The sequence below is a fragment of the Leptothoe sp. ISB3NOV94-8A genome (genome assembly GCF_043421595.1).
GTDB lineage: Bacteria > Cyanobacteriota > Cyanobacteriia > Phormidesmidales > Phormidesmidaceae > Leptothoe > Leptothoe turfae.
Map to the genome: position 1 here is coordinate 1,132,520 of NZ_JAXSQW010000001.1, position 15,414 is coordinate 1,147,933.

Annotated in this window: 16 protein-coding genes and 1 tRNA gene; 9 read left to right on the top strand and 8 right to left on the bottom strand. The window is 48.0% G+C overall.

The window, feature by feature from the left end; translation table 11 throughout:
* Window positions 1-58 precede the first annotated feature (58 nt).
* The 4 genes from SPB21_RS05005 to SPB21_RS05020 all read left to right on the top strand — a co-directional run bounded on the left by SPB21_RS05005 (window position 59) and on the right by SPB21_RS05020 (window position 2,056).
* Window positions 59-784: a carbon-nitrogen hydrolase family protein gene (locus tag SPB21_RS05005; RefSeq protein ID WP_499865794.1), complete on the top strand. Its 726-nt coding sequence runs from the start codon at window positions 59-61 to the stop codon at window positions 782-784.
* A 93-nt stretch (window positions 785-877) separates the two neighbouring features.
* Window positions 878-1,096: a VOC family protein gene (locus tag SPB21_RS05010; protein ID WP_499061614.1), complete on the top strand. Its 219-nt coding sequence runs from the start codon at window positions 878-880 to the stop codon at window positions 1,094-1,096.
* Window positions 1,097-1,159: 63 nt separating this feature from the next.
* Window positions 1,160-1,348: a hypothetical protein gene (locus SPB21_RS05015; protein ID WP_499060370.1), complete on the top strand. Its 189-nt coding sequence runs from the start codon at window positions 1,160-1,162 to the stop codon at window positions 1,346-1,348.
* A 153-nt stretch (window positions 1,349-1,501) separates the two neighbouring features.
* The gene (locus SPB21_RS05020) at window positions 1,502-2,056 is read left to right on the top strand and encodes a CPBP family glutamic-type intramembrane protease (protein ID WP_163663315.1); all 555 of its coding nucleotides are present in this window, start codon (window positions 1,502-1,504) and stop codon (window positions 2,054-2,056) included.
* A 34-nt stretch (window positions 2,057-2,090) separates the two neighbouring features.
* Here SPB21_RS05020 and SPB21_RS05025 read toward each other — a convergent pair whose 3' ends face one another.
* Complete coding sequence (locus SPB21_RS05025) at window positions 2,091-3,017, bottom strand: AraC family transcriptional regulator (RefSeq protein WP_499865796.1); 927 nt, start codon at window positions 3,015-3,017, stop codon at window positions 2,091-2,093.
* Window positions 3,018-3,281: 264 nt separating this feature from the next.
* Between SPB21_RS05025 and SPB21_RS05030 the strand changes: the two genes are divergently transcribed.
* The gene (locus tag SPB21_RS05030; protein ID WP_499865798.1) at window positions 3,282-4,229 is read left to right on the top strand and encodes an alpha/beta hydrolase; all 948 of its coding nucleotides are present in this window, start codon (window positions 3,282-3,284) and stop codon (window positions 4,227-4,229) included.
* Entirely contained in the window at window positions 4,226-4,399 is a 174-nt protein-coding gene (locus SPB21_RS05035; protein ID WP_163663321.1) for a hypothetical protein, read from the top strand. Before SPB21_RS05030 ends, SPB21_RS05035 begins: the two co-directional genes overlap by 4 nt.
* A gap of 155 nt (window positions 4,400-4,554) precedes the next feature.
* Here SPB21_RS05035 and SPB21_RS05040 read toward each other — a convergent pair whose 3' ends face one another.
* The 7 genes from SPB21_RS05040 to SPB21_RS05070 form a co-directional block, all read right to left on the bottom strand.
* A complete protein-coding gene (locus SPB21_RS05040; RefSeq protein ID WP_163663323.1) occupies window positions 4,555-5,256 on the bottom strand; it encodes a DevA family ABC transporter ATP-binding protein in 702 nt (233 codons plus the stop codon).
* 229 nt (window positions 5,257-5,485) lie between these two features.
* A complete protein-coding gene (devC, locus tag SPB21_RS05045) occupies window positions 5,486-6,655 on the bottom strand; it encodes an ABC transporter permease DevC (RefSeq protein ID WP_163702897.1) in 1,170 nt (389 codons plus the stop codon).
* 29 nt (window positions 6,656-6,684) lie between these two features.
* Window positions 6,685-8,079 (bottom strand): HlyD family secretion protein, encoded by a 1,395-nt coding sequence (locus tag SPB21_RS05050; protein ID WP_499865799.1) that lies wholly within the window; start codon window positions 8,077-8,079, stop codon window positions 6,685-6,687.
* A complete protein-coding gene (locus tag SPB21_RS05055; protein ID WP_163663331.1) occupies window positions 8,060-8,653 on the bottom strand; it encodes a TetR/AcrR family transcriptional regulator in 594 nt (197 codons plus the stop codon). The genes SPB21_RS05050 and SPB21_RS05055 overlap by 20 nt, the downstream gene beginning before the upstream one ends.
* 486 nt (window positions 8,654-9,139) lie before the next feature.
* Window positions 9,140-9,213: transfer RNA gene (locus SPB21_RS05060), tRNA-Val, on the bottom strand.
* Between the two features lie 128 nt (window positions 9,214-9,341).
* Window positions 9,342-10,922: an alkaline phosphatase D family protein gene (locus SPB21_RS05065; protein WP_499865800.1), complete on the bottom strand. Its 1,581-nt coding sequence runs from the start codon at window positions 10,920-10,922 to the stop codon at window positions 9,342-9,344.
* A 125-nt stretch (window positions 10,923-11,047) separates the two neighbouring features.
* Complete coding sequence (locus tag SPB21_RS05070) at window positions 11,048-11,608, bottom strand: PEP-CTERM sorting domain-containing protein (RefSeq protein WP_499865802.1); 561 nt, start codon at window positions 11,606-11,608, stop codon at window positions 11,048-11,050.
* Window positions 11,609-11,974: 366 nt separating this feature from the next.
* Between SPB21_RS05070 and SPB21_RS05075 the strand changes: the two genes are divergently transcribed.
* From SPB21_RS05075 to rpsU, 3 genes are all read left to right on the top strand, one after another.
* Window positions 11,975-12,733 carry a DUF1350 family protein gene (locus tag SPB21_RS05075; RefSeq protein ID WP_163671610.1) on the top strand — a complete coding sequence of 253 codons (759 nt, stop codon included), beginning with the start codon at window positions 11,975-11,977 and terminating at the stop codon, window positions 12,731-12,733.
* A gap of 79 nt (window positions 12,734-12,812) precedes the next feature.
* Window positions 12,813-14,300 carry a tetratricopeptide repeat protein gene (locus SPB21_RS05080; protein ID WP_163702901.1) on the top strand — a complete coding sequence of 496 codons (1,488 nt, stop codon included), beginning with the start codon at window positions 12,813-12,815 and terminating at the stop codon, window positions 14,298-14,300.
* Between the two features lie 468 nt (window positions 14,301-14,768).
* A complete protein-coding gene (gene rpsU / locus SPB21_RS05085; RefSeq protein ID WP_163671611.1) occupies window positions 14,769-14,969 on the top strand; it encodes a 30S ribosomal protein S21 in 201 nt (66 codons plus the stop codon).
* Window positions 14,970-15,414: the final 445 nt, after the last annotated feature.

Below are 15,414 nucleotides of genomic sequence, written 5' to 3' on the forward strand. Positions count from 1 at the left end.
ACCAATATAGGGTTACAAAAAGTGCAAATCGCCAAGCGTGAAGCCGAGATTTGGGAAGATGAAAACCTGTACAGCACAAATAAGACCCATCAAAGGGGACGTCGATAAAAATATTGCTATTCACAAAAAGTTTATTGCCTTAGCCGTTGCACAACAGGCAGATGCAATTTTCTTTCCCGAGCTTTCTATAACAGGGTATGAACCCACACTTGCCAAAGACCTGGCAACAAATCGGGATGATGCAAGGTTTGATGACTTTCAACACATTAGTGACAACTCTAACATCACTATCGGGGTTGGCATGCCAACTAAGCACGATGCTGGCATCTTAATCAGCATGATTGTTTTTCAGCCCCATCAACTCCGACAAACCTACTCAAAACAACTCTTACATTCAGACGAGTTGCCTTATTTTGTCCATGGCCAGCAGCAGGTTGTTTTAACAATTGAGAAAGAAAATATAGCCCCTGCCATTTGCTACGAATCGCTACAGCCAGAACATGTTGCGAAAGCCGTTGAGAGTGGAGCCACAGTCTATATTGCCAGTGTCGCTAAACCGGCCCGTGGAATTGCCAAAGCATTCAAACACTATCCAATTATTGCCAAGCAGTATTCAATGCCTGTGCTCATGGCCAACTGTTTGGGACCCAGTGATGACTTTGAAAGTGTTGGTCAATCAGCTATCTGGAATCAAGATGGATTGCTAGTAGGACAGCTTGATGAAATGACCGAAGGTATCTTACTGTATGACACCGACACAGAAGAAATGCTATTGCTGATTTAGAGGATGCATCAATCTGTCAAACATGCCCCATGCCCACACTTTATAGATGAAATCATCCCAAGGATCAGCAATGCCGAAGAAATTATCAAATAAATGATTATTGGCTTACACCATGTTCAGATCACGGTTCCATCACGGCAAGAAGATGTTGCCAGAGACTTCTATTGCCATGTACTAAAGCTCCAAGAAATCCCAAAACCCAAGACCCTTCAAGCTCGTGGAGGGTTCTGGCTAAGTGTGGGTGATCACGCTATTCATGTAGGCATTGAAGACGGGATAGATCGAAGTCGTACCAAGGCCCATTTAGCCTAAAAAGCATTCACCTGCGAGTACGTCTCTGCTGACATCACACCCAGGGGGGCATTTCTACATAAAATGACCGCTCCCAATGGTCACGAAATGTGGCTACTCACGAAGTATGAAGCAGTAAATCCACAGTTAATTTGGGAGCCGGTCAGTCCAACTCAAGCAGAAGCCGCAGTCTTTGAAGCTTCTCGTGATCAACACAGCAGTAGTTGGGATGAAGGACTTGATCAGCTTGTCGCGTATTGTGAGACGTTATGATCCGAAAACCTGGCTGATAGCCTCAGATATCTCAGGGCTGAACCTCAGCGCGAACTTTGTCGAATCGCACAAGGAACAGTATCTATGAGATGATCTATTTTAAATTGGGGTAAAGAAATATGTATTCGGTGAGAAGGTGAAGGTTAATTGCAAATGGTTTACTTCATAATCTTTGAACCCAGCAATATACCTAATGTTTTTTGGGAGCGCACCATTACCGCCCTAACTACTTTTCCGACATTACAAGATTGGATTATAGCTACAGGTATATTCCTGGTTTATGGGCTATTAGCCCTGGGTATTGGCAGTGCTTCTCATTTCTTTCGTGGGAACTCACCAGTCGACCATTGGTTGCAGATTAGTGTTCAAGCTTTTTTGGCCCCAGCCTTTATCGAAGAAATTGGTTTTCGGATTGTACTTATACCTCACCCCAGTGAAACTGTCTCTTTAACAAGCTGGTGGCTGTATGCAGGCATTAGCCTGTTGCTGTTCCTGGTCTACCATCCCCTAAATGCTTTAACGTTGTATAAAGCTGGTGATCCTACTTTTTTCATGCCAGGTTTTCTAATTCAGGCCACCCTCTTGGGGCTTGCTTGTACTCTGGCGTACGAGACAACGGGCTCTGCATGGCCCCCTATATTGATCCATTGGATCCCTGTCGTGATCTGGCTTTGTTGGCTGGGAGGCTATGATCGTCTGACTTCATAAAAACTGACGACTATATGGACTCCTTGCTCTTTTTTCAAGAGGTGTTTTCTTCCCTCGACATTGTTTTAGTAGGTGGAATATCTCTGTTTATTGAACCTGTCGTGTGTCCCCACTGACGAGGTGATTGGCCAAAGTACCGCCGGAAATCTCGACTGAACTGTGACTGGCTAGAATAGCCTACCCGATGTGCTGCCTCACCGACTGTAGTACCACTGGCAATAAGGCTGGACGCATCGTTGAGACGATGAAGTTTAATGAACTGAATGGGGGAATAAGTCGTAACTTCCTTAAACTTACGGTGAAATACTGCGCGGCTCATGCCAGCCTGTTGAGCCAAATCGTCAATTGAAATCGCCTCATGAAGATTAGCTCTTAGAAAAGTCAGTGCCCGTGATATCTTCTGCATTCCCCCATAGGCTTGACGCACTGAGGAACCAGCTTCACCTCGAAGAACAGCAAATATTAGTTCTTTCATCCTGCCGTTGCTGAGCATGTGCAGGGCAACCGAATCATCTATCAATTCCAACAGCCGTCCCAGTGCTTCTGTAAAACCATCATCCCACTTTGCCACTGTCAACCCTGGCATAACCTCGGCAGTAGAGCCGCTAGCATTTTCCATGGCTGCCATCTCTATGACGGTCTCGATGATCACATGGGTGTCAAAGTTCAAGGAGAATCCGAGCAGTGGTTTTTCCGGTGAAGCCTCAATTATTTCCCCTTCTATAGGCAGGGGCATTGTACAGCACAAGTATTGATGCTCATCATAGACATGGGTTGTGCCATTTAAGTAGGCCCGTTTGCTGCCCTGAACAATGGCACAGATGCCGGGCTCATATACTCCCGGTACCCGTTCCACTAAGTGACTCATGCGAAACAGCCGTAATCCTTCCAATGGGGTATCGATGACTCCCTCGGTCACTGCATATCGATCGATAAGTTGGACAATGTCATGCTTGTTCATGCATTTAGGATGACCTATTTTTCCTATTTTGAAACCTCACTGAGATAAATAGGCAAAAAAATGAGAGGAATGGGGCTGAATTTTAGCTTTTCAAGCGCTTAACCTGCAAATAGATTCCGCTAGGCCTTTATAAGCCACAACCGAACATGTGATTTACTCTCCCCACCCTTCAGCTTTATGCATTGGAAGGGGATGGAAACGTAATTTTTAATTTAATCATGAGTGCACAGCAACTCATGGTTGACTAACCGACAGGAGAAAACTATGAGTACCAACATTACAGCGGGCAAGAATACCGTCACCTTTAAAAGCGGGAATTACCAGCTGGTAGGAAATCTCTATGCGCCGGAGGGATTTGACGCTTTGCAAAAGTATCCCACCATTGTGTTTACACCGCCTTTTAACCAGGTAAAAGAACAGATGGGTGCACTCTACGGGCGTAAGCTATCAGAAAAAGGTTTCTTGTTTCTGGCCTTTGACCATACTGGTTATGGTGATAGCGAAAGCGACATTCGCAACTACGAAAATGCCTTTATCAAAATCGAAGACATTCACAACGCCATTAGCTTTTTGCGGACACTCCCTTATGTGGATCGCGACCAATTTTATGGCATTGGCGCCTGTGCTGGTGGTGGTTACATGGCGTTGACCGCTGTGACCGACAAACGGATGAAAGCCATTGTGACCGTCTGTGGCATGCTGGATAACCGTTCTACCTACCTGGCGACAGCGGATAAAGATATGGCAATCTCCATGTTCATAGCTGCTAATGAAGCACGGCAGCAACAGTATGAAACGGGTGAGCCAGTTTATATGGATACCCTCGGATATGAAGGCAAGTCACCAGACGAGATTCCCGAAGGTGCACCCCGCGAGGGCTTTGATTATTACATGACCAAGCGTGCCGGTGCAGAAACCTATCCAAATTATTCAAACCGCAGCCTGGCTAGTATTGCCGATATTAATGCGCTGACCGATGCGACCAGCTGGGCTCAATATCTTTACACACCGTATCTTGGCATTTACGGGAAAAAAGCATTGGCCGATACCGGTCCACTGACAGTGGCCTACTACGAAAAATGTACCGAACCAAAAGAGCTATTTGAAGTGCCTGGAGCTTCCCATGTAGACCTGTACGATGTTGAAGAATATGTCGATCAGGCCGTGGACAGAATTGCTACTTTCTTTGGCAAATATGGTAATCAACCATGAACCTTAAAACGCTCGGTAAAGGCCACCGGATTGCCAGCTTTGTGATTATGTTCTTGATGGTACCCTGTCAGCGTTCCTCGGTGAGGGTTGGTTTGAACAGTTTTGAGCACGCTGACAGCCTAAACATTGACACTGGTCATATTGTGATGTGTGTGCGGGCGATGGTTTAGCGGTGGCTTTTACCTAATTTACCTGCGATCGCAGGTAATATACCAACTGCTGTTATACCCAATGCTTGACCCGCTGAACATCAACAGGCTGGTGGGGGTATTGACGACACCTATCTTGGGAATTGCTCTATACCCCCCGACTCAGAATAGGAATATCAAGCACTAACAGGTTCCAAGAGAGGGTTCGGCTTGAGCCGCCCATCTTCCATGTAGATAATGCGATCGGCAATGTCGAGAATGCGATTGTCATGGGTAACTAACAAAATGGTACAGCCCTGTTCTTTAGCTAAGCGCTGCATAATGTTCACCACATCCCGTCCTGATTGTTTATCTAAGGCAGCTGTGGGTTCATCGGCCAGGACAATTTTGGGGTGACTGGCTAGGGCCCGTGCGATCGCAACTCGCTGGCGCTGTCCCCCCGATAGTTCATCAGGGTAATAATCAATCCGGTCCTCCAGCCCCACATGCGTCAGCATATTAGCTGCTACCTCGTCTAGATCTTGATCGAGAAAATGAGGATGTAGCTCCAGGGACATGCGCACATTTTGTCGAGCTGTGAGAAAACTTAGCAAATTATGGGCCTGAAAAATATAGCCAATATTGCACCGCAGTTTATTCAGCACCGGCTTAGGGACTCCGAGAATTTCTTGCCCTAAAATCTTTAAACTCCCGCTTTGTGCTGCCCTCAGACCACCCATGAGAGTGAGTAACGTCGTTTTTCCAGAACCAGAAGGGCCGGTGAGGATGACGATTTCGCCAACACGAATGGTTAGGTCGATGTTGAATAGAACCTGTTTTTTTAGATTTCCTTCACCAAAGTGATGGTTCAATTGTTGAGAGACGATAACTGGAGACATGGTCACACCGGAGAATCAGGGTAGAGATAGCGTAAAGTAGTTAGGCGCAAGGAGAATGTACGTAGAAGCTGTAGTAGGGGAAATTAGAGGATATATCCTTCAGTGTTGGTTTTAAGTAGGCTGTAGGGCATACCCTAAAAACCATTCTGTGTGATTAAGCTGTAACAACGATATTCATAGAAAAGACTCAGGCAATAAAGGGAATAAACAGTCTAGATGGAGAAACTCACTAAAAAATGTCAGCGGGATCGGCAGTACGTAGCTTTCTCATGGCAATGGCTCCTGAAACAGAGCACATAACAATGGTCAAAATGAGCACGGTAACGGCTCGTCGACTGGTCATGGCAATGGGCAACATTGTGGCTGTAAAAGCCAGCTGATAAAGACCAAAGGCGAGAACAATACTGGGCACGTAACCCAACACAGCCAGCAGCAACGACTCTTGGATGAGGACACTCAGCAAGTAGCTGTCGGTATAGCCCATGGCCTTGAGGGTGGCATATTCTGGCAAGTGTTCAGACACATCGGAGTAAAGAATCTGATAAACAATCACAATGCCGACAATAAAGCCCACACCGACGCCCAGGCCAAAGATAAAACCAATGCCGGTACCATTGGCCCAGTACTCCCGCTCAATTTGGGCAAAATCTTCTGGTGAACCAATTAAAACGTCGTCAGGCAAAGCGGCTGTGAGTTCATGCTGTACCTTTTCAACATCAGCCCCAGGCTTTAGCTGCACCAGCCCCACCTCAATGTGGTCAGCATTCTGGTCAGGAAAGAGCCGCAAAAATGTTGAGTCACTGGCAATCACGTTCCCATCGGCGGCAAAAGACGCACCGTTGGTAAACACCCCTGTCACATCCACCTGCATCCCATTTAGTTCTGCGGAAAATTGACCAGTCTCCCCATAAGCAGCCGCTGTAAACCCATACTCAGGTCGCCCCGCCTGGTCAAACAACAGTTGATTGAGGGGCTGAATTTTGTGTAAATTCTGATTCACCTCCGGAAAATTAAAGGAGGGTTCTGTTGGATCAATCCCCCAGACTAAAATAGCTCGCTCTAGCCTGGTCTCGGGATTTTTCCACTGCCCGGTGGCAATGTAAACACCGCTGACTGAAGCCACATCTTCATGGGCCAGGGTTTGATATAACCGCTGTCTGGGAAAATCTTTTACCGAGAACAATGTTTGCATCTGGGGATTGGTTAATACTAAGTCTGCCTGCAGGTTGCGGTGGGGCTGAATGGCCGCATCGTAAAGCGCACCTTCAAATCCCATTTGGATGAAAATTAGCATGTCGGCAAAGGCAATACCTGCGATCGCAACCATCAACCGTGTCCGCTCTCGCTTGACCTGCAGCCAGGCCAACGGCGTTTTTTTGAGAAATCGAGGCTTAAACATGGTCACAAAGAAAATCGAACGTTCGTTATTTAAAAAAGCAAATTAGAGCTGAACGGTGTGAACAAGACATTCTGTAAGCTAGGATTACCAAGACCAATATCAACGATAGGTTTAGCTGGAGTTGGTGGGATTTGGGCCGCACGGCTAACCGCAATCACCGTCTGTACCTGGAGGTTGCTCAAGTTGGCCACACGCTGACTATCCCCAGGGTTGATGGCAATCTTCACCTCGACGACGCGTCGATCTAGATTCTCACCAGGTTCACGGGCGAAGACATTTTGGCGACTAATCTGACGACCAATTTCAATCACTTCCCCCTGCAAATCACCTGAGAAAGCTTGACCTCGCACTGTTGCTGATTGACCCAGGCGAACGCGACCAATATCGCTTTGATACACCTCTGCAATCACCAACATTTGGTCAGTTTGACCCAAGGCAACAATGCCATCCGTACTCATCTGTTCTCCGGGTCGGGTATAAACTTTCAAGACTTGACCCGCACTTGGGGCTCGAATAGTCGCCTTAGCCAAATCATGCTCAGCGCTCAATAAGGCTGCTTTGGCAGCATCTAATTCCACCTGCGCCAGTTGCACATCTACCGGGCGGATCTCGGCCACCTGTTCCAGGGTCGATTGAGCCGCCGCCAGCTGAGCCTGCCCCGTATGCTCCAAGCGAACAAGTTCAGCACGAGCTTCTTGTAACTGTCGCTGGGCTGTTGTTGAAGTTCGCTCTAGTACGGCTTCAGCTTCCACCTTAGCCTGGCGGGCCGTATCTACCGCTAACTGTTTTTCGTCATAGAGAGAGGCAGAAATAGCCCCAGCTTCGTAAAGAGATTGGTAGCGAGTTAGTTCAGCCGTCGCCGTTTGTAGCTCTGCCTGCAATCGACGAATCGTAGCCGTTTGAGCCGCGCGATCGCCTTCGTATTGGGCCTCAATGCGGGCAATAGTTTCTCGTTGTATTCGCAGCTGTCCTGTCAGTTCAGCCGATCGCTGTGTCACCGTTGCCTGCTGCGCCAAAATCTCGCCGGATTTTGCTCCTGCCTGTACCTGGGCCAACCTGGCCTCGGCCAGTCGAATTTGTTGTTGAGCTTGGATCACTGCATTCTGAAGCCGATCGTAGGAATCAAGCATAGCGATCGCATCGCCCTGGTTCACCTGGTCTCCCACATCAACAAACAGCTCTGCTAGGCGATCTCCATCCAACTCCAATGGAGCCGCCACCTGAACAATTTCTCCCGTAGGTTCTAACCGACCTAATGCTGCAACCCCCGGCAACTCCGTTGGCATAGCCGCCATTTCAGACTCGGTTACAACCGGTTGACTGTAGAGAGAGAAGCCAAGATACAAAATACCGCCAGAAGCTGCCAGTGCCGACAGTATCAGCCATAACAATCTTGAATTAAGGCTAAGAACAGTTTTGTTCATGGTGTATCACCATCTGAATCATAAGTTGACTTTGTTGTTCAAATGAAGGGGTCTCTGTGGTTGCTATATCGTAGCCATGATCATAGACATGTTGCAAAACCAATCCATCCATAAACACCATGACAAAATCCACTAATTCGGGCTTAGATAGTTGCAGATAGTCAGCCAGCAACTCTCGTGTCCGTCGCCAAACTTCACGCAAGGCTTGGATATCGCTGTCAGGATTAGGGCGGGTTTGTTGGGAAAAATCCACCCACAGTAATAGCTGTTGATAGTAATACTGCGTATTCTGCAAAACAAAATCCACGATGGCCTGTAGACGACCCTCTAAATCATTCAATTCAGGGACTTGCGCCAGAAAATCATAGATATCTTGCTCACATAGCTCCTGCACGAGCTGGATGAAAATACTCTCCTTACTTGGGAAGTAATGGTACAAGGTGCCTGTAGACACCCCCAGACCCTTGGCAATTTGCCGCATCGTAATCGAACCGTATCCTCGTGCAGCGAAGAGGTCGAGACACCCGCTTAGCAACTCCTTACGGTAACGATCATGATCGACAATTTTAGGCATAACGACGTGTGAAGAACGGTAGACATAATTTTACCCCCCTCTATTTATTTATAACATATGTTCGTTATAAATAATCAAGACTCGATTAGATAAAAATCAAGAATTGTCAGTATGTTCAAGGTAAGAGCTAGCTTCATGCTTCAGGAGCTTACCAAGAAACCCACATCGGCAGACGCCTACAAGCCTCAATCAGTTCAGCGTTCAGCAGTATTCAAAGGAGTATCAATAGAATGAATAGCGCATCAACAAAGACTAAGTATCACTGTGAACAGGAAAGACATTACAGGAATGAAGTTAATACATTAAGCGCATGGCACGAAAAAGCAGAGTACCTGCACGCAATCAAGGGATGGGAGATAAAGACCCCATCTGGTCTAATTCCAAGATGTAGTCAGACGAGAAGAATTCCCACCTACAAGCATGGCTCAGGGTAGCTTTTTGGGCCACGTTTGTACCATACTTTAGCTGGGCTGAGCTGAAAGAGGATGGACGTACGCCGACTCGAACGGCGGACCTCATCGATGTCAACGATGCGCTCTAACCAACTGAGCTATACGTCCTCAATGGCTTATAAGCGTAACACGGTAATTCGAAATAGGGCAACGTTTCTTCGCAAGAATTTGTTTGAGTAGTTTTTAGAGTCCCGGGTTGGGTGCGATCGCACCCAACCCTTGACGTCATCCCAAGCCTACGCAGACTGAGCCCCTGGCTGCCCATCCTCAACCACAAAGGATGCCAGGGTTTGCACTGCTGATGTAGGCGACTCTATGGACTCCACTGTGCGATAGTCCGCCTGCCAAAGATCGGGTGTGATGGTACAGCGCACATAGCCCCGATTAAGACCATCAAAGAACTTAGTGTGAGGATTACCAGGCACTGCCAGCGACACAAGCGCGTTAGTGTCTGCACCATCCCCAAAGCTCGACGAAATTGACGTACCGACAAATTCGGTACCCACGGTGGCAGAGGCAGGATTGTCAAAGTCGGCTTTGATGTCGTAAACCCAGCTGGAGTGAATATCACCGGTGATCACGACGGGGTTAGACGGTCGGCGAGCTTGTAAAAACTCGATAATGCGATCGCGCTGAGCCACATACCCATCCCACTGGTCAGGATTAAAGAAATCCCCCGGTAAAAACTGGGTATTACCAAAGTTAAATTGAGAAAATATTGTCTGCTGGGCCAGCACATTCCAGCGCGCATTTGAGCGATTTAACCCCGAGAATAACCAGTTCTCCTGACGTTGGCCTGTCATGGTAGCAGCCTCACTCAACGCCTCGGCACAGCGAGGGCCAAACTGATCGCCGCAGGGTTGGTCGGTGCGATATTGACGGGTATCTAAAATGTTAAAGGTGACCAGGTTGCCAAAACTCAACCGTCGATACAGCTGGAGAAAGGCACCGCGAGAGGCAGACTGTCGCCGCATCGGCATGTGTTCGTAGTAAACCTGGTAAGCAACAGCACGACGTATGGCAAAGTCTCTGGGACTTTGTTCATCCTCAGGGATGAGGTTAGCATAGTTGTTGTCTACTTCGTGATCATCCCAAGTGAAGGCCCATGGAAATGCGGCATGGGTCGCTTGCAAATTTTGGTCTAAACGATAGAGGGCATAGCGATTTCGGTAGTCTTCCAGGGTAATCACGTCGCCGCTGTTGTGCTGACGTACAGCGTCCGCGCTAATCCCCCCTTCGTAAATGTAATCACCCAGGTGGATAACCAGGTCCAGGTCTTCCCGGGCCATGTGTTGATAAGCCGTGTAGAACCCATTTTCGTAGTCCTGGCAAGAAGCAAACGCAAACCGCAGGTCATTTAACGGAGTGCCCGATGCAGGTGCTGTACGGGTGCGGCCAACCAGGCTTTCTTCACCACCGGCCTCAAAGCGATACCAATAAACCCGATCCGGTTCTAGGCCAGATACTTCCAGGTGAACTGAGTGGCCTAAAGCGGCGCGGGCTAAAGTAGACTCTCTCCGGACCACATTTTGTAGGGCTTCATCCGTAGCAATGGTGCAGGTGACAGTGACATCGCTATTGGGCATGCCACCCCCCTTGAGAGGATCCGGTGCCAGACGGGTCCATAGCACGATGCCATCTGGTAGGGGATCGCCCGAGGCCACACCTAAGGTGAAGGGATAGCTGGAAAACCTTGTCTGGGCAAGAACGGGGTGCTGATTGACAAGGATAAGGCCGGTAAATGCACCCATGCCTGCCAATAGGCTACGCCGATTGAAACGATTAGACATGGGACGATCAATAGATGAACGGTGCATGCTGATGTTCCTGGTAAATGCTGACTGTTAGAAAGTTGTTGCCGCTGATTTAGGGGATGCCTCGCTCTGGCAAGATGGCCCTATGAATAATGATCAGTAACGGCAGCAAGTTTTGATAGCTGAGGCTATGGGCGACGGCGTAGGGCCAGGCCAACGAGCGTCACCAGGCCCGCCACCATGGCAGGTTCTGGAACAGGCATGGGCTCGGCAAATGTAACGGTGCCTGTATTGAGTTCAAATGTGGAAAAATTGTCAGTAAAAAAGCCAAAATCACCACTGCCCAAGGGCTCTTCGCGAAACTGAAAACTCAGGTCTGAGGCAATGGCAACAGAATAGTCTAAGCCTACGAGTTCACCGTCTTGAAATATTGCCAGGGGAAAGCCGCTGTCGGTATCGTCATCGCCCTTGCTATAGGTGACCGCTGTACTCAGGTCGGAACCCACATAGTCAAAGGTGAGGGAAATCAACCCAAAGTCTGGGGCTACCTGCTCCAGGCCAATGCCGCTCAGTAAGCTATCGTCATAGGTGACCTGCCCTGAGAATGTGTCCCCCACTAGAAAATCACCGCTGACAATATCTACGAAGAAGTTTGTTTGAAACCTGGCTGCGTAGGCAGGGGCTGTGGATAGAACCGTCGAACCGACTAGAGTGGATGCGATCGCAACCGTTGAAAGAGCCATTCTCATTGCATGAACTTCCAGCTTTTAAGACTTACTTAATGTGTGAAAAAGACTAAACTATATAGCTTTAGAGAAGAGTCTTTACACGATCTTTTAGAATGTCTCAAACGGTTAGTCAGAGGACATTTTTAACAAGGATGCAGGCTTTCTAAAAGATGCCTGAGCAATCTAAAAAGAGCCTTGCAAACTAATATAAATACGAAACAACAATACCCTTTTTTAGGCGGAAATTATGTTTGCCAAAACACATAGAAATAAGTTGTTATTGGTGGCATACCCCGCTTTAAAGCATCTAGAGTGGTTTCAATGTTGAGGCTGCGTTCTAGGCGTCAGACCGTTAGGATAAAACAGCAGTTTCCTGATTCCGTGTGTATGACCTGGCAAGAAGTCTCTGGTAACTGGCTTCTCGTTCCCGATCGCCCAAAGGCCATTATTCATTTCTTAGGGGGGGCGTTTATTGCCGCTGCGCCGCACCTAACCTATAGTTGGCTATTGGAAAATCTTTATCAGCAGGGCTATTGCATTGTGGCAACGCCCTTTATCAATACCTTTGACCATGGTGCGATCGCAGACGAGGTGCTGACCACATTTGACCAGGCCATGATCTATCTCCGGCGTCAGATCATTGGCGATCGCTACATACCTATATATGGTGTCGGTCACAGCATGGGCTGCAAAGTTCATCTGCTCATTGCCAGTCTGTACAACATCGAGCGAGCAGGCAATATTCTGATTTCCTTTAATAATTACCCCGCCCGCAAATCTATTCCGTTGTTAGAACAGTTCGTTCAGTTTGCTCCAGATTTTGATGTGGAATTTACCCCCAGCCCCAACCAAACCCTTAATCTGGTTCGCGATCGCTACGCCATTGGCCATAATCTGCTGATCAAGTTTCGCCGAGATACCATTGACCAAACCTACGATCTCAGTGATGTGCTCTACCAGCGCTTTCCCCAGTTCACTGCGATTCAGATTCTCCAAGGTACACACACCACACCCATTGCCCAAGATGTCCGCTGGCAGCCCGGTCAGTCATTTACAGCCTTTGATGCCATTGGTCAGTTTGTTAAACAAGAGTTCTACAAAGACTTAGGGCAGCTTAAGAAAACCATGCTCCAATGGCTGGGTTAAAAAGCCGCCTACTCTATGACGACGTCTCTAACATTTGCTGCTAGGGTGGATAAACTCTTGCCATATTGAGCTCCACACTATGCTGTTTCGCTTGCTAACGTTCAGTACCGTTGCTCTGCTACTTACGTTCCCAGGCCAGCTAGCCTGGGCTGATTCGTCTAGATTACTTGCGCAGGCTGAGGAAAGTGAGGCTGCTGAAACTTCCGATGATTCAGAAGAGAATGCGACCTCAGAAGAAGTGTCCTCAGAAGCCGACGTTGAGACTAATGCAGACGCATTAGAGTCTGAAGAGGCAGCACCAGAGCAGCAATCTTTGGATGACGTAGATCAGCTAATTCTCACCGGGTTATCCCTGTATGAAGACGGCAATCTGGCGGAGGCAAAAACTACCCTTGAACAGGCGCTTGACGCTGCCCGGGCCAATGAGAATTTGGCCCAGGAGTCTTTTGCTTTAACTATGCTAGGGCTGGTGACCGTTAATCAGGGGGACTATACAACTGCCTCTGACTACGGTGAGCAGGCGCTGACGGCGTTAGAGGGGGTGGATGATCCTGAATCTAGGGTGGTCGCCCTAAATGTGCTGGCACTCGCGACCCAATCCCAGGGCAATTTACCGGATGCCATTACCTATGCCCAGGACGCCCTCACCCTGGCTGACAGCCTTGAGTTTGACTCAGGTCGGTTGAATTCTTTGAGCATTTTGGCCACCAGCTACAGAACCATTGGTCAAGATGTATTAGCCCTGGAGGCGGCCCAGTTGGTGATTCCCCTGGCGCAATCAGAACGGAATGGCCAAGCCTTGTTGAGTGCTTTAAATGTGGCAAGTTCTTCGCTGTTGGCCCTGGGAGAGTATGAAACTGCGTTGACAGCGGCTGAAGATGCGCTGACCGTAGCAACTCAGTTGCAAAGCCCAGGATCGCAGGCCCTGGCGCTGAGCAATATGGGGGTGGCCCACTATCGCTTAGAAAACCTTGACAAGGCGATTGAGGCTCAAACCGAGGCATTGGCGCTGGCTGAAGAGGCAGGGGTCCTAGATGTGCAGTTCACGGCGCTATACGTATTGGCGCTGGCATTCTACGACCAGGGAGATTTGGATCAGGCAGTTGAGCTGTATGAGGACCGTTTGCAGCTGAGTCGTGAGTCCAACGCTGTGGGTGCAGAGCTACAGTCACTGCTGGGTCTAAGTTCTACTTATTTAGATAGTGGTCAGTATGAAGCTGCGATCGCATCCTTTGACGATTTACTCGTTCTTGCCCAGGAGCGTAATCAGCCCCTATTCCAAAGCTTAAGTTTGTCTGGTTTAGGCTTTGCCAATGTCCAGCTGGAGAACTATCCTGCGGCCCAAGGTCATCTTGAACAGGCTTTAGTGATTGCTAAAGACATGGGCGATCGTGAAGCCGAGTTTGGCCTGCTCAGCTTATTATCTGAAGTGCATCAAGCTCAGAATGAGCCGCAACAGGCGCAAGACTATGCTGCCCAAGCCGCAGCGCTGCAGGCAGAAGCAGAAGCGGAAAACGCATCGCCTTCAGATGACAATTCAGAGGAGGCCGCAGACGATGCAGAGTAACGCAAATTGCTGTTGCTGATTTAGAGCATGAACGGCTCAACCCAACAGGCTAACAACCTAGCCTTGAAAGGTGAAATCATACCGAGGATTAGCAACACTAAAAGGTGCATTGATTGAGCAACCGCCCACATAATTATTGCGGTTGCTTTACCAAGCTTAATTTGTTGCATCGGTTGAAATATATTAATATTCAAAGCTGTTTGGAACGTCGTCTTCGAACAAATTTTCGGATGTCATAAAATCTTGAACGTTGTGTAGAGCAGTTGGCTAGAAGCGCCAAGTTGCCTGTCTATTAGGAATACAGTGCCTTGGGCTGCACTCATCCTACAGACTTTCTAGCTGTCCATAGGATTATGTATATCAGGGTTGAAGCGTCAGCCCTGCATAACTTTGACAATGCTGCTTGCCGTCGACGCACGTATTTTAAAACGCTTAAATCTAGTGATTACTCAAGGAGTGTTAGGTCAGATGGCCCAGGTCATTGTTGGTGAAAATGAAGGTATTGAGTCAGCATTACGACGTTTTAAACGTCAGGTATCGAGGGCTGATATCTTCTCAGATATAAAAAAGAAACGTTATTTTGAAACCCCTATTGAAAAAGCTAAACGCAAGGCAATTTCTCGTCGTCGTAAGCGCCGCTTTAAATCCAATGCCAATGCCAGCGCCTAAGCACATTGCCTGAACAATAGCGACCCAGCAACTAAGGGGCAATGACGGTTAACCGTCATCGCCCCTTAGTCATAGATATAGCCCTAGCCTTTAAGCGGCTCTGCCTATAATAGCGCCAAGCCTTTTAAGGTCAGGCGGTTTAGAAATATAGTTTTCTTATATGTCCTAACTTTACTCCCGTCTATAGTTCATAACGGTGCGTCAGATCACAAAATTTTAAGTTTCGTATCACACCAATCAAGCCAAACCTTGTAAACAGTCGTAAACAAAGGCGTTTGCTTAGCTGGTGGTGAAAAAAAGATGCCGTTACGGCTGGTGTTCAGAAAGGACACTTTTAACCTGAACTGTATGCATAGGGTGCCCATACATGTCTGAGAAATTTGCCGCCAGTGCAATATCAGTCATTTGACTTAGACGAGCACGCTGTGTTGCTTAATGTGATGCA